Annotated in this window: 21 protein-coding genes; 12 read left to right on the top strand and 9 right to left on the bottom strand. The window is 34.3% G+C overall.

The genetic code is table 11. The annotated features are described in order from the left end of the window. Positions 1-220 precede the first annotated feature (220 nt). Positions 221-1,597, top strand: coding sequence for a hemolysin family protein (locus ACTNDN_RS14490; protein ID WP_441131345.1), 1,377 nt, complete (start codon positions 221-223; stop codon positions 1,595-1,597). Between the two features lie 100 nt (positions 1,598-1,697). Here the strand turns inward: ACTNDN_RS14490 and ACTNDN_RS14485 are convergent, their stop codons facing one another. Beyond that, complete coding sequence (locus ACTNDN_RS14485; protein WP_284561839.1) at positions 1,698-2,396, bottom strand: response regulator transcription factor; 699 nt, start codon at positions 2,394-2,396, stop codon at positions 1,698-1,700. Between the two features lie 336 nt (positions 2,397-2,732). On the opposite strand from ACTNDN_RS14485, the gene corA reads away from it, so the two are divergent. From corA to ACTNDN_RS14460, 5 genes are all read left to right on the top strand, one after another. Further along, a complete protein-coding gene (corA, locus tag ACTNDN_RS14480; protein WP_441131344.1) occupies positions 2,733-3,680 on the top strand; it encodes a magnesium/cobalt transporter CorA in 948 nt (315 codons plus the stop codon). Between the two features lie 212 nt (positions 3,681-3,892). Beyond that, entirely contained in the window at positions 3,893-4,738 is an 846-nt protein-coding gene (locus ACTNDN_RS14475) for a YitT family protein (protein ID WP_414630348.1), read from the top strand. Positions 4,739-4,954: 216 nt separating this feature from the next. Then, positions 4,955-5,749, top strand: a complete 795-nt coding sequence (locus tag ACTNDN_RS14470) for an SGNH/GDSL hydrolase family protein (RefSeq protein ID WP_441131343.1) — start codon at positions 4,955-4,957, stop codon at positions 5,747-5,749. Further along, positions 5,742-6,656, top strand: coding sequence for an ABC transporter ATP-binding protein (locus tag ACTNDN_RS14465; RefSeq protein WP_441131342.1), 915 nt, complete (start codon positions 5,742-5,744; stop codon positions 6,654-6,656). The genes ACTNDN_RS14470 and ACTNDN_RS14465 overlap by 8 nt, the downstream gene beginning before the upstream one ends. Then, positions 6,649-7,629, top strand: a complete 981-nt coding sequence (locus ACTNDN_RS14460; protein WP_441131341.1) for an ABC transporter permease — start codon at positions 6,649-6,651, stop codon at positions 7,627-7,629. The genes ACTNDN_RS14465 and ACTNDN_RS14460 overlap by 8 nt, the downstream gene beginning before the upstream one ends. 35 nt (positions 7,630-7,664) lie before the next feature. Here the strand turns inward: ACTNDN_RS14460 and ACTNDN_RS14455 are convergent, their stop codons facing one another. Further along, a complete protein-coding gene (locus tag ACTNDN_RS14455) occupies positions 7,665-7,997 on the bottom strand; it encodes a DUF3889 domain-containing protein (RefSeq protein WP_031535709.1) in 333 nt (110 codons plus the stop codon). Between the two features lie 27 nt (positions 7,998-8,024). Then, positions 8,025-9,026, bottom strand: coding sequence for a M14 family zinc carboxypeptidase (locus ACTNDN_RS14450; RefSeq protein WP_035416050.1), 1,002 nt, complete (start codon positions 9,024-9,026; stop codon positions 8,025-8,027). A gap of 203 nt (positions 9,027-9,229) precedes the next feature. Here ACTNDN_RS14450 and ACTNDN_RS14445 point away from each other — a divergent pair, with 203 nt between their 5' ends. Further along, positions 9,230-9,475, top strand: coding sequence for a YhdB family protein (locus ACTNDN_RS14445; RefSeq protein ID WP_031535713.1), 246 nt, complete (start codon positions 9,230-9,232; stop codon positions 9,473-9,475). Between the two features lie 67 nt (positions 9,476-9,542). Here the strand turns inward: ACTNDN_RS14445 and ACTNDN_RS14440 are convergent, their stop codons facing one another. Continuing rightward, entirely contained in the window at positions 9,543-11,084 is a 1,542-nt protein-coding gene (locus ACTNDN_RS14440; protein WP_109768306.1) for a bifunctional GNAT family N-acetyltransferase/carbon-nitrogen hydrolase family protein, read from the bottom strand. A gap of 204 nt (positions 11,085-11,288) precedes the next feature. Here ACTNDN_RS14440 and ACTNDN_RS14435 point away from each other — a divergent pair, with 204 nt between their 5' ends. Next, the gene (locus tag ACTNDN_RS14435) at positions 11,289-11,732 is read left to right on the top strand and encodes a disulfide oxidoreductase (protein ID WP_031535717.1); all 444 of its coding nucleotides are present in this window, start codon (positions 11,289-11,291) and stop codon (positions 11,730-11,732) included. Further along, complete coding sequence (locus tag ACTNDN_RS14430; protein ID WP_031535719.1) at positions 11,729-12,202, top strand: thioredoxin family protein; 474 nt, start codon at positions 11,729-11,731, stop codon at positions 12,200-12,202. The genes ACTNDN_RS14435 and ACTNDN_RS14430 overlap by 4 nt, the downstream gene beginning before the upstream one ends. 85 nt (positions 12,203-12,287) lie before the next feature. Here the strand turns inward: ACTNDN_RS14430 and ACTNDN_RS14425 are convergent, their stop codons facing one another. Continuing rightward, positions 12,288-12,695, bottom strand: a complete 408-nt coding sequence (locus tag ACTNDN_RS14425) for a DUF5365 family protein (RefSeq protein WP_031535721.1) — start codon at positions 12,693-12,695, stop codon at positions 12,288-12,290. Positions 12,696-12,849: 154 nt separating this feature from the next. On the opposite strand from ACTNDN_RS14425, the gene ACTNDN_RS14420 reads away from it, so the two are divergent. Further along, entirely contained in the window at positions 12,850-13,782 is a 933-nt protein-coding gene (locus ACTNDN_RS14420; RefSeq protein ID WP_235251763.1) for an RluA family pseudouridine synthase, read from the top strand. A 46-nt stretch (positions 13,783-13,828) separates the two neighbouring features. On the opposite strand, the gene ACTNDN_RS14415 is transcribed toward ACTNDN_RS14420, so the two are convergent. The 4 genes from ACTNDN_RS14415 to ACTNDN_RS14400 form a co-directional block, all read right to left on the bottom strand. After that, positions 13,829-14,083, bottom strand: a complete 255-nt coding sequence (locus ACTNDN_RS14415) for a GlsB/YeaQ/YmgE family stress response membrane protein (protein WP_031535725.1) — start codon at positions 14,081-14,083, stop codon at positions 13,829-13,831. Between the two features lie 263 nt (positions 14,084-14,346). Further along, a complete protein-coding gene (locus ACTNDN_RS14410; protein WP_441131340.1) occupies positions 14,347-15,177 on the bottom strand; it encodes an aldo/keto reductase in 831 nt (276 codons plus the stop codon). Positions 15,178-15,325: 148 nt separating this feature from the next. After that, positions 15,326-16,165 (bottom strand): SDR family oxidoreductase, encoded by an 840-nt coding sequence (locus ACTNDN_RS14405; protein WP_251628435.1) that lies wholly within the window; start codon positions 16,163-16,165, stop codon positions 15,326-15,328. A gap of 49 nt (positions 16,166-16,214) precedes the next feature. Then, positions 16,215-16,721, bottom strand: a complete 507-nt coding sequence (locus ACTNDN_RS14400; protein WP_235251766.1) for a GNAT family N-acetyltransferase — start codon at positions 16,719-16,721, stop codon at positions 16,215-16,217. Between the two features lie 276 nt (positions 16,722-16,997). On the opposite strand from ACTNDN_RS14400, the gene ACTNDN_RS14395 reads away from it, so the two are divergent. Then, on the top strand, positions 16,998-17,615 hold the full coding sequence (locus ACTNDN_RS14395) for a DUF47 domain-containing protein (protein ID WP_251628420.1): 618 nt from the start codon (positions 16,998-17,000) through the stop codon (positions 17,613-17,615). 14 nt (positions 17,616-17,629) lie between these two features. Beyond that, entirely contained in the window at positions 17,630-18,628 is a 999-nt protein-coding gene (locus tag ACTNDN_RS14390) for an inorganic phosphate transporter (protein WP_031535733.1), read from the top strand. The last annotated feature ends 209 nt before the right edge of the window (positions 18,629-18,837 follow it).

The following is an 18,837-nucleotide window of genomic DNA, read 5'->3' as shown; positions in this document are numbered from 1 at the left end:
ATGTGAGGTGGTATAATGGGATTGTTTATGTAAATAAAGAATATAATAGCAAAGATTACTTTAAAACGATTATTATACTAACTCATCCTGCAACCCTCGTTTATTAAGAAAAATAGACAATACGTCAAAAAGTGGCTTACTTAATGTAGATTTAGTTCCTTTCAATCTGAATTAATCAGGAGGTGACTCCTTACTCGGTAAACGAGATAAGGAAATTTATTTGGACATATTTAACTTGGTTATAATAGCCATTTTAATTGCTTTGACTGCTTTTTTTGTAGCTTCAGAGTTTGCTATTATTAGAGTTCGTAGTTCAAAGATTGATCAGCTTATAGAGGAAGGCTATAAAAATGCCCTTTCAGCCAAAAAAGTTACTAGTAATCTTGATGAATATTTATCTGCATGCCAGCTCGGCATAACCGTTACTGCACTTGGAATTGGTTGGATTGGAGAAGAAACTGTACAGCATTTTTTATCACCATTGCTTCAAATCATCCATGTTCCTGAAACAGCCATAACCGTCTTATCCTTCTCTTTGGCGTTCACATTTATTACATTTTTACATGTTGTCGTTGGAGAACTGGCTCCAAAAACATTCGCTATTCATAAGGCAGAAAAAATTACATTATGGGCAGCAAAGCCTTTAATCCTATTTTATAAAGTGCTATATCCATTTATATGGACTTTAAATGGTTCATCTAGAGTCATCACAAAAATGTTTGGACTAAAGCCTGCTTCCGAACACGAATTGGCACACACGGAAGAGGAACTTCGCATTATTGTATCAGAGAGTTATAAAAATGGGGAGATTAATCAATCCGAATATAAGTATGTAAATAATATTTTTGACTTTGATGATCGAATTGCTAAAGAAATTATGGTGCCGCGGACAGAAATTATTTCCCTTGAACAATCTAGTACCTTAGATGAATTACTTCATCTTATACAGAAAGAGCAATTTACTAGATATCCCATTACTGATGGGGATAAGGACCATATAATCGGCATGATAAACGTAAAAGAAATTATGACCGAATTATTAAAAAGCAGGAACTTAACAAAAAAAACGTTGGAACCTTATATAAGACCTGTCATTCGAGTCATTGAAACCTATCCCATTCAAGATTTATTAGTAAAAATGCAAAAAGATCGCATTCATATGGCGATCTTAATGGATGAATATGGCGGAACTTCAGGGTTAGTTACAGTGGAAGACATTATTGAAGAAATCGTTGGGGATATATGGGATGAATTTGACAGTGATGAAATCCCTCCAGTTCGGACGATAAAAGAAAATCACTATATATTGGATGCCAAAGTTATAATAAATGAAGTGAATGCTTTACTCCAAATAAGCATAAATGATGAAGTAATCGATACATTGGGTGGCTGGATTCTTACTTCCAATTATGAAGCATCTGAAGGAGATATCATTAACTATGAATCCTATTCCTTTAAGATTATAGAAATGGAAGATCATCATGTTAAATATGTAGAGGTTAAAAAAATTGCCACAGTGATCGAACAACAAACAAAGCTTATTACCATGAAGCAAACTCTTCCTTCTCCTTCATCCGAAGCAGAAATTGTATCATAAGACATGTAGCCTTTACCAAAAACGCGGTAAAGGCTACATTTTTCAGTTAAACTCAAAGATATTTGAATCAATAAGCAAAATTGCTTGTTGCTCTTCTCACTTAGCCACTTACCAATGATTCATCAAATTTATAGCCAACACCCCAGATAGTATGGATAAATGGCTGATCTTTCGTGCCAATTTTATTTCTTAACCGCTTAATATGAACATCTACCGTTCTTTCATCCCCATAGAACTGATAGCCCCAAACTCGATCCAGTAACTGCTCCCTTGTAAAAACCTGTTTAGGGTTACTGATTAGATAATAGAGCAAATCAAATTCTTTCGGTGTCAAATTGGTAAGGACTTGATTATTGTATATAACTTCTCTCCTTTCCTTACTAATTTTAAAATGCTCTGTCGCAAGAAATTTTTCATCCACTTGATTTGTTGCATCTTTTTGATATCTTCTAGTCACGGCTTTAATCCGGGCCATAAGCGTTAAAGGGCTAAATGGTTTTGTCACATAGTCATCTGCGCCCATCTCTAGCCCAAGTACTTGATCTGACTCGCTGTCTTTTGCAGTAAGCATGATAATCGGAACAGAGCTGACCTGTCTAATCCTTCTACAAATTGTAACACCTTCCATTCCTGGTAACATCCAATCAATAATGATAATATCCCAGTTCTGATTAGCCATAAAAAAGTCTAATGCTTCTTTTCCATTATGAATGAATTTCCCTTCATACCCTTCCTTTAGGAAAAACATTTCTAGCATGGAACAAACACTTTCATTATCTTCGATTACGAGTATTTTCATCCTAACACTTCCTATTTACTAGCGTCCTTTAATATATCTATTATAGCAGAAGTTGTTAGGAACTTTCATACCCTCTAGCTAAGAGGAAGAAAAAACAAATCCTTTTCAAACCTGCATAAAATTCTTTTCATTTGTTATAAACTAATAAAAAAAAGAAACTTGCAACAATTGGCGTTTCCTTCATCACTCGCTGATGGTTCGTTCAACCATTCTACTTTACGGACAATTAATTTTTTTCTAATTCCCATAAACAAAAGATGGAGCGTCTTACTTGTCCGTTAAGAGTGGGATAAACTATCCTAATTAATAACACCAATTATAAAAGGAGTTATTGATATGATTCATACCTTAGCTATAACGAAAAACAATCAGCTAATCTCTGATCTTACATTAGAAGAAATCTTAGACGGAGATTATAAGTGGTTTTGGGTTGATTTTGATCAACCCATCGAAATGGAAATCGAGAAATTACATCATCCTTTTGAATTCCATCCATTATCAATAGAAGATTGTCTCCATAATTTGCAGCGTCCTAAAATAGACTTTTTTGAAACATACACCTTTTTTGTCACTCATTGTTTAAATCCTAAAACAATTAAAAAAGACGAACTTAATATTTTCTTAGGGGAAAATTATATTGTTACCTTTCATCATCATACTTCTATTGAAGTTCATGCTGTAAATAATTTGTTAGCAAATGACGATATTGGAGCATGGACACAATATACCGTTCTTTATCAGCTATTAGATCATCTAGTGGATAATTATATTCCCATTGTCTATGAGATTGAGGATACTTTAGCAGAAATTGATGAAAATCCTGATAAAAAAACAATGGAAGCATTGCTTGATGAATTATTTACGACAAGGCATCAGCTTCTCTCCTTACGTCATACGGTCGTACCAATGAAAGATTTGGTATATAAAATGATTAATACCGAAAAATTATCTGCTCTCTTAATGAAAAGAGAATATTATTCTGATATTTATGATCATTTATTAAAAATCAGTGAATTGATTGAATCAAATCGCGAATTGACAACAGATATAAGAGATAGTTATCTCTCATACAATTCCCATCATTCAAATAGAATTATGCAAATTCTTACAGTCATAACAACCATTTTTATGCCACTTAGCTTTTTAGCGGGCTTATATGGGATGAACTTTGTAAATATTCCTGAGCTTCATTGGAAATATGGATACTTTGGGTTATTGTTTCTTATGGCAATAATCGTTATCGGCATGTTTATATTGTTCAAAAGAAAAGGATGGTTTAAGTAAAGATAGAGTTTTTCCTTTTACGTTACTGATTATATTAGTAAATACGAAGCTATGATGCATCTATTTCAAAACTAGTATGATAAAATAGAATTATCTATCTATTCGTTTTTCACACGCTTTTTACATAGAATTTCTACTATTGGGGGGGATTGATGATGGAGTCATCAAATTTACACACAGAGGCTTTTCTAGAAAAACCACAGCATAAGATTATGCCAAAAAGAGTTTTAGCGAGCAGGATATTTTTCATTATTATCGGTAGTATTTTAATGGGAATTGGGATTGAGGAATTTCTTGTTCCCAATCAAATCTTGGATGGAGGAATTGTTGGAATCTCTATTATTCTCTCTCACTTATCTGGCGCAAAGCTAGGCTACTTTATCTTTTTACTTAATATACCCTTCTTCTACATTGGCTACAAGCAAATTGGTAAAACCTTTACCTTATCCACTATGCTAGGAATTAGCGTTCTTTCTGTAACTACCATTTTATTGCATGATGTACCGGTTTTCACCTCTGATTTACTTCTAGCAACTGTTTTCGGTGGAATCATTCTCGGAATCGGAGTTGGAATTGTTCTACGTTTTGGCGGCTCCCTTGATGGTACAGAAGTATTAGCTCTCCTTTTCAGTAAAAAAAGTCCCTTTTCCGTTGGTGAAATCATTATGTTTTTTAATGTATTTATCTTTATTTGTGCTGGGTTTGTTTTTTCCTGGAATCGGGCCATGTATTCATTAATTGCCTACTTTATTGCTTTTAAAGTAATTGACATTGTAATAGCTGGCTTGGATGAATCAAAATCAGTATGGATTATTAGTGATCACTCCGAAATTATAGGAGAAACGATACTAGCAAGACTAGGACGTGGCGTAACGTATTTGAAAGGAGAAGGCGCTTACACAGGAGATACAAAGAAAGTCATTTTTTGTGTCATTAACCGTTTAGAAGAAGCAAAGCTAAAAACGATTATAGAAGAATTAGATTCGACAGCATTTCTAGCAGTAGCAAATATTTCCGAAGTTCGCGGTGGAAGATTTAAGAAAAAGGACATTCATTAAAATCCTTTTTCTGCCTTCTTGCCTAAAAAACAAATTTCCCACTCGTATTTTTTAGGCTACCTCTTTCTTGTCTGACTTGTTTCATTTATCCTTTTCTACATTTACTCTTCCTCGTTTCTATTTCGCTATTTAAAGGCGAGTAGAAAAAGATTTACAATGGATAGGTTTATTTCTCTTTGTTTTTGTGAAAAATTTCATCTGTTAGGAGGTTAAAATTTGCGAAAAAACATAACCGTTTCCATTTTAACATTATCAACCATCGTTTGTTTGCTATGGTTAATTGGCTTAGGATGGGTGCTAGTTGACTATAACAATCATCCAGATAATAATCTTCAAACAACATCCGAAGAACAGCAAAAGATAAGCAAAACAAATGGTGTACAGCTCTTAGCTTTAGGTGATTCGCTTACTCGTGGTACTGGTGATGATACTGGAAAAGGGTATATAGGGTACCTCAAGGAATCGCTAGCAGAAAAAACGGAAGAAGAAATAACGATTACTAATTATGGAATAAAAGGATTAACAACCGAGCAATTAGCCAAGCAATTAACAGAGCAGGAAATACAAAGACAAACGGCAAATGCTGACCTTCTCTTTATTACAATAGGAGGTAATGATCTTTTTCAAGGAGGACAATCCCTCACAAAAATTGATGAAGAATCAATAAGTAAATTAATGGCAACCTATTCCAAGCATTTACATACCATTCTAGCTACCATCCGTTCTGTCAACAAAGATGCACCCATTTATTTAATGGGATTATATAATCCATTTAACGATTTAGACGATAGTGCCTTAACTTCTCAAGTAGTTCGCACATGGAATAATGCTACAGCAGAGATATGCGCCAATTATGCCCAAACGATTTTTGTGCCCACCTATGACATTTTCCAGCAGAATGTCCAGCAGTATTTATATTCGGATTATTTCCATCCTAATAAAAAGGGCTATCAGCTGATGGCTGAACGTGTAGCATCTCTTATTTCATGGGAGGTAAATGAAAATGAATGATATAACATTATCTGTTCAACATTTAACAAAAAGAATTGGCAAACGGGACATTATTAAAGACATTAGCTTTGAATTAAAAAGTGGAGAAGTATTTGGATTTCTTGGGCCAAATGGAGCTGGGAAGACGACTACAATACGTATGCTGGTTGGTTTAATTAAACCAACCTCTGGTCAAATATCCATTTGTGGCTACGATGTAAAAAAGGATTTTTCAAAGGCAATGGAACGTTTAGGCTGTATTGTCGAAAATCCAGAATTATATCCTTATTTAACTGGCTGGGAAAACCTCCAATATTTTGCGCGAATGTTAACAAATTCAGATGATAAACGGATTACTGAAGTTGTAAAATTAGTTGGATTAACCGATCGCATTCATGACAAGGTGAAAACATATTCCCTTGGTATGCGGCAGCGACTAGGAATTGGCCAAGCGTTATTAAGCAGACCTAAAGTATTAATTCTTGATGAGCCAACAAATGGATTAGATCCTTCTGGCATCAGAGAAATGCGGCAATTTATTCGCTTCCTTGCAAAGGAAGAAGGACTCAGTGTACTTGTATCCAGTCATTTATTAAGCGAGATTCAACTACTATGTGATCGCGTATCGATTATTTTACAAGGTAAAATCATTCATACCGAATCTGTTCATTCTTTATTAACCCAAAAGGAGAAATTAATCTGGCGTTTTACTCCTTTAGAAAAGGGAATAGAAATCTTGAAAAAGCTTGCTCCTTCTATCCATGTTCAAGAGGAGTATGTGATCACCCCCTATATAGAGGCAGAAGTAGGAAATTGGAGTCGAGTATTGATGGAGTCGAACGTGAATATTACAGAGATGAATCGACAAATCCCATCTCTTGAGCATCTTTTCTTGGAGCTTATAGGAGGTGATTCCTCTTTTGAATAAACTTATATATAACGAGATGCTAAAATTGGTCAAAAGCAAGCGTCTATTAGTTATAACAATTATTATTGGAATAATGATTATGATGTTTACATATGCACAGTATCGTGAAATGGAAAATGTCAAAAAGAGAGTGGGGGATGCTGATTGGCGAGTCACTTTACAGCAATCCATCGTAGATATGCAAAACAGAATTGGTTCTAGTGGGATTTCTGAAGAATTCCGCTCTCAATTAAAGGTTAGGATTGATCAAAGCCAGTATTATCTCGATAATAATATTAATCCGCAAGAACCAGGAGCTCCTACCTTTTTGCGTGTGTTTCTTGACAATTCCATCCAGCTCCTTCTTCCTTTAATGGTAATGATTATTTCAGCTGATCTTGTTTCATCAGAAAAAAGTATTGGTACCATTAAGCTTTTGTTGACTAGACCGGTAAGGCGTTGGAAGATCCTTTTGAGTAAATATATAACCCTAATTCTGTCTGTTTCCTTTATATTATTTATCTTTGGATTATTTTCTTATCTTATTTCTGGTCTATTCTTTGGATATGTTGGTTGGACTGCTCCCATATTAACTGGTTTTACGGTAGAAGCTGGTGAATTAAATACTGCTAATGTCCATTTAGTACCTCAATGGCAATATATTTTAATGGTTTTTGGGCTTGGTTGGTTTGTGTCTGTTGTAGTAGGTACACTTTCCTTTATGTTTTCCGTGCTTATTAAAAGTACAGCTGCAGGAATGGGTGCCATGCTTGCATTCTTGATCTCTGGTTCGATTATTAGTTCGATTGCTTCTTCTTGGGAGTCAGCCAAATACTTTTTCATGGTAAACCTAAGATTAACAGATTATCTCCAAGGAAATATTCCGCCCATTGAAGGAATGTCCCTCCCATTCTCCCTAATTGTTCTTACTATTTGGGGAGTAGCTGGAGTTATTATCTCATTTCTTGTGTTTACGAAGAAAGATATTTATTAATAGAAGTCATAAAAAAAGACCTTTCTGGTCTTTTTTTACGACTTCGCTTCTTCTACAACTAAAGAAATAAATTTATCATCTTGTGTTCTGTGATTAACAGTGACAACCACTGTTTTTTCTTTCCCATCCTCTTTTACAATAAATTGAAAGGAATCTTGCTCTTCTTGTGCGGAGATTTTCTTTCTCCCTAAATATTTATAATCTGTGACAGACTCCTCTGGATAATCCGCTTTTACTACGGCAATCGCAATTGAACCGAATTTTTTATAATCTAACTCCTGTACAGCAACATTATGGGATGGAAACATAAATGCCATTATTAATACTGTGACGCTAACAATAAGAATCGATAAGGATCGCGTTTTCATAAATACCTCCAATAATTTTTATTAGTATTATTTATCCCCCAGCATTTTTTTATGTATCGCATCGATTTTTTTTGCTTCTTCGATTAAAGTTCTTGGAATCGTTTTATTTCTTTCCCATGCTTCTGGAAAGTTAGTTAAGGATGGATTCTTCTCATCCACTAATGGACATATTTCAATTGTAAACGCAGGTAAATGATACGTATTGATAAACCAATCCGTATATCCTCCGCCAACTGCATCTTTTGGTGGAGTGCCAAGTTTATATCCAGTCTCTTGTGCAAGCACTTCTGCAATCATGCGATCTCTTTCTTCATTCACACCATTATTATATTGCCAAAAAATCTCCTGGCCAGAAGAATGATAAGCTACTGCAATGATTGGCTTTATTTTTTCTGTCAATTCAACGATTGCTTTTACTTCCTTTGCTTCAAATGGTGCTTTCCCCTTATAATTTTTATAAGATGGCTCTTTTTTAGAGTCCTGTAAATTTTCCCATCCAGCAGGATATTGTCGATTAAGATCCACACCTAGTCCGTTACTCTTCCACCGTGTAAAGTCATCTAGCCCGTCATTCATTTTCTTTATTTTTCTTTTTGAAAAAAACGGGAATTTATTAATTTTTCCTTGCTGGATCGTCACTCCGTCCGGATTAATCATCGGGACAATCCAGATGGAATAAGAACCGAGATAATTTGCGCCATTTTTCATGTTAACTGCAATGTCTTCTGCCATTTTCATTGTTAATAAAGAAGTTATCCATTCTCTTCCGTGATGTGCTCCAGAAAGGAGGACGCTTTTCTCTCCTGTTCCTATTTGAATCGCATAGATTTTCCTGCCGAACTCTGATTTTCCAATCGTATGCACCTGTAATTGCTTTTTATATTTACTTTTCAAAATCCAAATGTCTTCCTGATAGTCCTCATATGTATATTCATTGCTTGCATCAATAATTGATTCTGCACTATATTGCTTAGGGTAAGCATAAAGAAATAAGCATACTGTCAATAAAATAATGAGTCGCCTTTTCATAATAACTCCTTTTTTCTTTATATTGTGGATGTATGTTATTACTTATTCACTTTAAAGAAAATTTCTCCCTTTTCTACCACGAGAAATTATACAGGTAAAAATAGATAACCCTTATAAATCAAGATAGCCAACTTTTAGTGGGTAACATTCTAACCTTTTTTCATATAATATAATCATCTCCTTCCCACAAAGGAGGCAATAAAATGAACAATACAGATTATGATCGAGCCCTTTACTATACACATCGATCAGAATGGGATAATCTTCTCCTATTAATGGTAAGAACCCAGGATAACTTTCTCTCAAAAAAAATCGAACAATTTTTACATGCCTATAACTTTGAACATGATTATTCTGTCATAGAAAAACATTTATATTCATTATTGCGCTATATTGACCACGCCAACGATTTAGCGGAAGATGACTGGATTCACACAACCACTATGTAAGAAAAAAGAATTCCACCAAAAAACCACGGTTTACGCCGTGGTTTTAATTTGTACAATATCCCTTTTTTCACTTCTTATACTCAATTCGATATACGTCAAATCTTCTATCTTTTAATTGGCGAACTGTTCCTCCTTGACGTTGTCGTCTAAGGATTTCTAAGTCAACATCCCCAATCATGACCATTTCGATGTTCGCATTTGTTTCGCCAACGATTCCGTCTCTTGCAAATTCAAAATCGGACGGGGCAAAAATCGCCGATTGCGCATATTGAATATCCATATTTTCGGTTTGCGGCAAATTCCCAACAGTCCCTGCAATAACGGTATAGATTTGATTTTCTACCGCTCTTGCTTGTGCACAATAGCGTACTCGTAAGTATCCTTGGCGATCTTCCGTACAGAATGGTGTAAAGATAATTTTTGCTCCCATATCTGTCGCAATTCGAGCAAGCTCTGGAAATTCGATATCATAACAGATTTGAATGGCAATTTTCCCGCAATCTGTATCAAAAACCCTTATAGCATCTCCTCGTCTTATTCCCCACCATTTTCGCTCATTCGGTGTTATATGTAGTTTATATTGTTTTTCGATGGTCCCATCTCGTCTAAAAAGATAAGCAATATTATAAATCTCATCATCATCTTCCTTCACAAAATGAGAGCCGCCAATGATGTTGATATTATATCGAATCGCCAAATTTGTAAAAAGCTCAATATACTGCTCTGTATACTCCGTCACTCTTCTAATGGCTGTACTTGGAACACGCTCATCCATAAACGACATTAATTGAGAGGTAAGCAGCTCTGGAAATACAACAAAATCTGATTCAGCATTAGATGCGACGTCTGTATAATACTCTACTTGATTGGCGAAATCCTCAAAGCTATATATTTGTCTCATCATATATTGCACAACACAAATTCGCACCGGATAGCTGCTCGTGAAAAAGCGTTTTGATTTTGGCATATATTCTACATTATTCCATTCCATTATCGTCGCATAGCTCTTTGATTGTGCATCATCTGGCAAATAGTTTGTATTGATGCGCATTAACGTAAAGCCATTAATGAGCTGAAAGGACAACACAGGATCATATATTTTATGATGCAGCACTTCCTGCACATATTCTCTAGCTGTCATTTGATCTTCATATTTATAATAATTCGGGATTCTGCCACCAATAATAATGCTTTGTAAATTTAATTGCCGAACTAGCTCTTTTCTTGCTTCATAAAGACGGTGGCCAATTTTCATTCTCCGAAAAGCTGGGTCGACCATTACCTCAATCCCATACAGATTATAGCCATCTGGATTATGATTTGTTATATAACCACCATCTGTCACTTCATCCCAAGTATGTCTTGCATCATATTCGTCGAAGTTAATAATCAAGCTCGAGCAAGAACCAATGATTTCCCCATCGTATTCCGCTACAAATTGACCTTCTGGAAAGATATCGAGATGACTGTTTAATTGATCTTTCTTCCAAGGATCCATACCGGGAAAACATTCAGCTTGTAACTTCATAATTTTATCAATATCCTGGTATTCCGTATTTCGTATGATTAATTTCTTTTCAAATTTTGACAAGTCCAATTTCGTCATAATCTTTGACTCCCTTATGTATGTTTCTTTTTTTCTCAAATAATGTTACTTTCTATTTACTATTTCTACATTTCCCCATTTTTTTCAGATATAATCTCTGTCTTTCATTAAAACTAGTTTGTTTACATCATTTCCAAATAGCTTTATACTTTTTCTATATTGAAAATGTTTTTAAGTGGTTGAATAAAGACAATAAAGGAGAATCGTATGGAAGAAAAAACAAAGAATGATTCCCGAGAGCATCTTTTATACTTAGCTTGGATTGCATCTGTTCTCAGTATGTTCGGCAGCCTATACTTTTCAGAAATTAGAGAGTTCGTGCCTTGTACATTATGTTGGTATCAACGGATATTAATGTACCCCTTTGTGATTATTTTAGGAATTGCTGTAATCCGAAAAGATTATAAAATCACTTTTTACACAATGTTTCTTTCAGGTTTCGGTGCATGCATTTCCATTTACCATTACTCGAAACAAAAATTAGCTAGCATCTTTGAAAGCTCTGCCGCTTGTGGACCAGTCCCTTGCACAGGCGAATACATAAATTGGCTAGGCTTTATCACAATCCCCTTCATGGCACTTGTTGGATTTATTATTATCTTTACTTGTAGCATCATCATTTGGAAAAAAACAAAGGAGATGAATAAATGAAAAAGGTAATTTTTTTCTTAGTTTTTATTATTATATTATTTGCAGGAGTAGCCTTTTTATCTAATATGCAAAAAGAAAAAGCAGTAGAAGGAAATTTATATGAAAAAGAGGATTTGGAACCTGAAACAATGGAAATATTAGATGATCCAAATTACCAAAATATTATTGTTCCTGATGCACTCGAGGAAAAATTAAAAACAGAAGAAGATGTTACCGTATACTTCTTTAGTTCAAATTGTGTGTATTGTAAACAGACGACACCAGAATTAATGCCACTTGCAGAGGAATTAGATGTATCGATTGATCAATATAACCTATGGGAATTCGAAGAAGGATGGGATAAGTACAATATTGATTCAACCCCAACAATCGTTCAGTACAAAAATGGAGAAGAAGTAGGTAGAATTAACGGCTATAAAGAACCTGAAGTATTTAGACAGTGGCTAGAAGAATATAGTGTTTCGAAATAGAATTCTTTAAAAATAAGCCGTCGCGGTATAAGCGACGGCTTATTTTAATTCCAGATAGGAATAATAAGTGCAAGCAATAAAAGGTTTATACTAAATACTGATTAGTTGCCTCTGCATACATACTAAAATTTGATTGATTGAAGGAACTTCCATCCTCATTGCGTTTAAAATTGTCTAAATCAAATGGGAAGAAGATATCCAAGTCCTCTAAAATTCGAACATTTTTAGCAAATAGATGTTTATATTTATGTTTATCTTCTGGAGCTTCTAAAATATTCACAAGGGTTTGAAGACTTGCAATTACTTGATAAGATGTTTTTAATGTACTTAATTGCTGTGCTTTGTCGGGAGTGATCGTAAGCACCTTTAACCGTTCAAACTTATTTATTTCCTTATCTGAAAAATAGAAAGGAAATATCTTCGAGTAAAAGGTCTGAATCAGTTCATCAATTCTTTCCTCTTGTGTTGGTGTTGATGCAAAAACTACTTTCATGAAATGACACACCCTCTTTGTTTCTATTATTACCACTAGTCTACCATATCCCACAAAACCATTTCTGTGGTAATTAAAACCATGATATGATGACTATGTCAAATTTAAACCTATTTTTTTATGTATACTTATAGAGAAGTAAAGGAGATTTTATATGATATTTGAAAAAAAGGGAGATTGGCTTCTGCTCAAAATCCCTCTACAATGGGAAGGATTATTAATTGAAGCATTCTTTTCAGAGGTATTGTTGGCATCAAAAAAACAAATTCATCTGTTTAAAATGGAGAAAAAGGTCCAGTTAAATAACCAAAATGTTCCTTGGAATACGATGCTCAAGAAGGAAGATATTTTAAAAATAAAACTATTTCAGCCACAACCAAATGATATCATTCCGACCTATATGGATTTATCAATCCTTTATGAAGATGATTTTCTGCTCGTTGTTAATAAGCCAGCTTCTATTGATACACATCCACATTCTTCAGAAGATGCGTCTTCATTATTGAATGGAGTTGCCTACCATTTACTTTTGAATGGGGAAGAAAGACCGTTAAAGCATATACATCGCTTAGATCGGGATACAACTGGCTGTGTTTTGTTTGCTAAACACGATTTAATCGCAAACATGCTCGATTATATGTTACGGGAACGAAAAATTAAAAGAACCTATATCGCTCTTGTTCAAGGATTCTTATCACAAAAAAAAGGAACGATTAATAAACCAATAGGGAAGGATAGGCACCACGGAAGCCGAAGAAGAATATCAGAAACAGGACAAACGGCAATCACCCATTTTAAACGAATAAAACAATTGCCAAATGAAGGACTGACACTTATCTCGTGTTCATTGGATACAGGCAGAACCCATCAGATAAGAGTTCATTTAAGCTCCATTCATCATCCTCTTGCTGGCGATATACTATATGGCGGAAAACCGATTTTTAATCGACAAGCACTACATGCGGTAAAACTACAATTCATCCATCCTATCTCTAAGGAGGAAATAACTGTCTTTGCACCTCCATTAGACAAACAGCCAATTTTTCCTAATGCAAACTGGGAAGAAATTTTAAAGGAAACAAAGTAAAAAGGAAATGGGCCAAAAAAGCTCATTTCCTTTCCTTTTATACCTTTTATGTTGTTTTACGCATGCCGCGCATAATTAGACTTAAAATAAAGACTAAAATAACTGCACCAATAATACTTGGAATTATTGCAAAATCTGCAATTGATGGACCCCAATCTCCAAGAATTAATGATCCTAACCATGCACCAACAAAACCAGCTATAATATTTCCAATTACTCCACCAGGAATATCTTTACCAACGATTAATCCCGCTAACCATCCAATAATACCACCTATAATTAATGACCATAGAAATCCCATATATAACACTCCTTTTATTATAGTGTTTAATTTTTTAACATGAGATAGTGAGGAATCATGCTGCAGCTTATTATTTACCCGTACGGTTTTTTTTCACTATCTGCTTGTACTTATATTTACCACCCTTTGATTCTTTTAAACCTACTAAAAACATTCATTTTGTTAGGAAGATTTTGATAATATGTTTCAAAAAAAGATCTACACCATTATATAATTTGGCATAGATCTTTTGTTCCTATTTAAATAAATAAAAGTGCAAGAAATTAAAAAATCACTTCATCTGGATTACTTCCAAGTCGTTCATTCATATTTAATCGATCTATTTGATCCATTTCTACCAAGCTAAGTTGAAAATCAAATATCTCCGCATTTTCTTTTATTCTTTCTGGATGAATCGATTTTGGAATAATGATGTTTCCATTTTGGAGATGCCAACGTAAAATAACTTGAACTGGTGTCTTGCCATGTTTTTTTGCAATATAGTTAAGGGTTGGTTCATTTACTAATCGACCTTTGGCTATCGGTGACCAGGCTTCAATTTTTATCTCTTTTTGCTGACAGTACTCCCTTAATTTCTCTTGCGAAAGTCTTGGATGGAGTTCAATCTGATTAACGGTTGGAACCTCATTCGCATTTGCTAGCAAATGCTCTAAATGATGTTCCTGAAAATTACTTACTCCAATTGTCTTAACGACTCCTTCGTCATACAGTCTTTCAAGTGCTTTCCATGTTTCGACGTATTTATCTTTTCCTGGCCAATGAATTAAATATAGATCAAGATAGTCCAAATCCAATTTCTTTAAACTCGCTTCAAATGCGCGTAGTGTAGAATCATACCCTTGGTCTTCATTCCAAACTTTTGTGGTGATAAATAGAGAATCCCTCGAGATAACGCTTTCTTTTATCGCTTTACCTACCCCTTCTTCATTCTTATAAATGGCGGCAGTATCGATAGAACGATAGCCAAGTTCCAAAGCTGCTTTTACCGTTTGGATTACTGTCTCTCCTTCTTCTACTTTAAAGACGCCGATACCTAATTGAGGTATCTCTACTCCGTTATGTAGTTTCACTTTATGTTCGATGCTATTGACCAAACAAAACACCCCCAAAATCAGAATTATCCATATAATAACACTTATTTGAATACTTCTCTATAATTTTGATTTAACTTTTTCATATAAATACTCGTTCAATAACCTCTTCTTGCTTCTAACAACAAAAAGACTACTTCTTAATATATTTTTATTTTAAGATAAATAGAACGATTTTCTCCCACCATTTCCAAGGAAGCATGTTCTTTAACAGGATTGTACTTCTCGTTCCTTTCCCAATGACATAGCGCAATCTTGGATGCTTTGTTTGAGCGATCGCAACTACTTTTTTCGCTACTTCCATTGGATCTCCATCCTTTATTCTATTTCTTTGTAAATATGTATCCAATTGTTTCATGTATGAAAAATATGGAGAAGAAGACAAGGTAGATTTTACGGTTACCTTTTTTCCTGTAGTCCAAATATTAGTTTGAAAAGATCCAGGTTCTACAAGAATTACCGGAATAGAAAAAGGAGCCAATTCTAATCTTAAGCTCTCACTCCATCCTTCTAATGCAAATTTAGAAGAGACATATGGTGATAAACCTGGAAATCCAATTTTTCCACTTATACTACTCATATTAATAATCATTCCACTCCCTTTCTCTCTCATGAAAGGAAGTACACATTGCGTTACACGAATTGCCCCCAAAAAATTTGTTTCCATCTGAAGCTGATATTCATTAATCGGAATTTCCTCAGAAAAACCCCCTCCAGCATAGCCAGCATTATTTATCAATAAATCGACTTGTCCAATATCCTGCAACATTAACGTTAAGTTCTCTACCGATTGGGCAGAAGTAATATCCAAAGAGGTGATCTTAATATTGGATATTACCCCTAATTTTGTTGCAGTATCGATTAATTGTTTACCTTTGTTCCTATCTCTCATTGATGCTATAACGATATATTCTGATTTTGCAAATTCTAGTGCCATTAATTGACCAAATCCACTGTTTGCTCCTGTTATTAAGACTACTTGCTTCTCCACTTTTTCACCTTTTTCTTCCTTTATATTACATCCATTATTCGCTTAATACTCATTTATTTTCTTGATATTCCTTCCTTAATATGGACATCATATAAATTGATTGGTAATTATTATTTATTTTTATTGCTTCTCGTTGTAATCCCTCTATCTTAAATCCCTCTGATTCATATAGAGATTTTGCACGGAAGTTGTGATCTACTACCTCGAGCCATAATCGATTTGCATGCATGTCAGTAAAAGCCCATTGTTTTATTAAGTGCAACATTTTTCTTCCATATCCTTTTCCTTTTTCCGAAAAAGCAATTCTTTTTATTTCTATGCTATCATTTTCATCTTCCAATCCATTTATTAGAACATAGCCAACTGGTTTATTCGATAATCTTTCGATAACAAGTAAATGTAATATATTAGGATTATCTGTAAGCGCCCTTTTATGTTCCTGTAAGGACCATTGTAATATATAAGGACTATTAGTAGGATCTTTTTCTGTTTTTCGCACATAAGTTAATTCTGTCTCTTGTGTTTTTCGAATAAGAATCGTGTCATCGATTAACACGGTACCTCCTCCTCCCTAGGAATTATGTTATTACTATATTCTAGAATAACAAATTGGACACGGTTGTTAGGAAAGGAGAAATCGAAGGGAATATCACTAAAAATGTTAAATTAGTGCAAACTTTGTAAATATGTAAGGCTATTTTCTTAAAATTTCGTAAATAAAATATTAAGATTTTGTAAATTTATTAAAAAAACACTAGGCTATTCGACAAGTTTCCTATAAAATATGTAAGGCTTAGTCATAATTTGTTATATATTAATGGAGGTAACCGCAATGGTTTTTAAAAAACAAGATAAGTTTGCTGTTATGTTAAAAAATATCGCTTCAAATTTAAAAGAAGGAGCAGACTTTTTTGCTGACTATAAATTGACAAATGTTAGCGATTTAAAAACTTTTTCTGAAACAATGAAAGAAATCGAAACAAAAGGTGATACATATGTTCATGAAGTAATCACTGAATTAAATAAAGCATTTATTACACCGATTGAAAGAGAAGACATACTAGCTCTTACGATGAGTATGGATGATGTATTAGATGGTTTAGAGCATACTGCAGCACTATTTGAAATGTACAATATTATTAGTGCAGATGAATATATGCTTCGCTTTGTGGAAGAAATAAAGAATTGTGCAGTTGAAATTGACAAAGCAGTAGACCTACTTACAACAAAGAAATTACCTAAAATTAGAGAGTATGCTATTAGAATTAAAGATCATGAATCAAAATGTGATGGCATTTTACGACAATCTATTAAAAATCTGTTCTCTGTAGAAAAAGATCCAATTCGCATTATCCAATATAAAGAAGTTTATGAAAATCTTGAGGAGATTGCAGATTACTGTCAAAGTGTTGCAAACACACTTGAAAGTATTATTATGAAGAACGCGTAAGGAGTCTTTTTCCAATGAATACATTATTAATACTTACTATATTAATCGTTGTCTTTGCATTAGCATTTGACTTTATCAATGGCTTCCATGATACAGCCAACTCCATTGCGACTGCAGTGTCAACAAAAGCATTAAAACCAAAGCATGCGATTATTATGGCAGCATGTATGAACTTTGTTGGTGCAATGACATTTACAGGCGTTGCAAAAACAATTACAAAGGGGATTGTAGACCCATTTGCTTTAACAAATGGTTCACTCGTTATCCTTGCTGCATTGATTTCTGCAATTATATGGAATTTGGTTACATGGTATTTCGGAATACCAAGTAGCTCATCCCATGCAATTATTGGGTCAATCGCTGGAGCTGCTATTGCTTCATCTGGATTCTCATCGCTTAATTATACTGGTTTTATTAAAATTATTGAGGCATTGATTCTCTCACCAATCATCGCCTTTGTTGTTGGATTTATCATATACTCCATTTTTAAATTCTTCTTTAGGGATTTAAATTTAACAAAAACAAATAGACGGTTCCGTTATTTTCAAATATTCACAGCAGCATTGCAATCTTATACACATGGAACTAATGACGCTCAAAAAGCAATGGGAATTATCACAATGGCATTATTAGCTAATAATTATGTTTCAACTGGTGATGTGCCATTTTGGGTGCAATTAGCATGTGCTACTGCAATGGGACTCGGAACTTCTGTCGGTGGATGGAGAATTATTAAAACAGTTGGTGGAAATATTATGAAAATCCGACCAGTAAATGGCGTTGCAGCTGATTTATCAGGGGCAATGATTATTTTCGGATCAACTTTAATTCATCTTCCAGTTAGTACAACCCATGTTATTTCTTCTTCTATTCTTGGTGTTGGATCAGCACACCGCTTAAAAGGGGTTAAATGGGGAACAGCACAACGAATGATTATTACATGGGTAATTACATTGCCAATTTCAGCAAGCATCGCTGCAATTTGTTACTACATTCTTCATTTCTTTTTTTAATAAAAAAATTTAGTACTATAACTAAAGCAAAAAGAGGCTGGGACATAAACATTTCAGCTAACAATAAATACGAACGATTATGCGGTAAGTTTACATAATTGTTCGTATTTATTTTTTGGGGAAAAGGTTTAAAAATGAAGTGAAATGGAGCGGAGGACGGTCGACTCCTGCGGGAAATAGAGGAAAGGCTGAGACCCCGCAGCGCAGCG

Origin of the sequence: Niallia sp. HCP3S3_B10, assembly GCF_052064465.1 — a bacterium.
In the GTDB taxonomy this organism is placed as follows: domain Bacteria; phylum Bacillota; class Bacilli; order Bacillales; family Cytobacillaceae; genus Niallia; species Niallia hominis.
The sequence above is the reverse complement of the archived record's forward strand: the minus strand, read 5'-3'. Positions and strand labels throughout refer to the sequence as shown.

Coding starts and splice junctions, on each gene's coding strand:
- ACTNDN_RS14415 (WP_031535725.1), bottom strand. CDS start 14,083: ATGGGATTTCTATGGTCATTAATTATAGGTGGTATTATTGGATGGTTA.
- ACTNDN_RS14420 (WP_235251763.1), top strand. CDS start 12,850: ATGATATTTGAAAAAAAGGGAGATTGGCTTCTGCTCAAAATCCCTCTA.
- ACTNDN_RS14390 (WP_031535733.1), top strand. CDS start 17,630: ATGAATACATTATTAATACTTACTATATTAATCGTTGTCTTTGCATTA.
- corA (WP_441131344.1), top strand. CDS start 2,733: ATGATTCATACCTTAGCTATAACGAAAAACAATCAGCTAATCTCTGAT.
- ACTNDN_RS14455 (WP_031535709.1), bottom strand. CDS start 7,997: ATGAAAACGCGATCCTTATCGATTCTTATTGTTAGCGTCACAGTATTA.
- ACTNDN_RS14395 (WP_251628420.1), top strand. CDS start 16,998: ATGGTTTTTAAAAAACAAGATAAGTTTGCTGTTATGTTAAAAAATATC.
- ACTNDN_RS14445 (WP_031535713.1), top strand. CDS start 9,230: ATGAACAATACAGATTATGATCGAGCCCTTTACTATACACATCGATCA.
- ACTNDN_RS14485 (WP_284561839.1), bottom strand. CDS start 2,396: ATGAAAATACTCGTAATCGAAGATAATGAAAGTGTTTGTTCCATGCTA.
- ACTNDN_RS14425 (WP_031535721.1), bottom strand. CDS start 12,695: ATGAAAGTAGTTTTTGCATCAACACCAACACAAGAGGAAAGAATTGAT.
- ACTNDN_RS14465 (WP_441131342.1), top strand. CDS start 5,742: ATGAATGATATAACATTATCTGTTCAACATTTAACAAAAAGAATTGGC.
- ACTNDN_RS14450 (WP_035416050.1), bottom strand. CDS start 9,026: ATGAAAAGGCGACTCATTATTTTATTGACAGTATGCTTATTTCTTTAT.
- ACTNDN_RS14435 (WP_031535717.1), top strand. CDS start 11,289: ATGGAAGAAAAAACAAAGAATGATTCCCGAGAGCATCTTTTATACTTA.
- ACTNDN_RS14430 (WP_031535719.1), top strand. CDS start 11,729: ATGAAAAAGGTAATTTTTTTCTTAGTTTTTATTATTATATTATTTGCA.
- ACTNDN_RS14475 (WP_414630348.1), top strand. CDS start 3,893: ATGCCAAAAAGAGTTTTAGCGAGCAGGATATTTTTCATTATTATCGGT.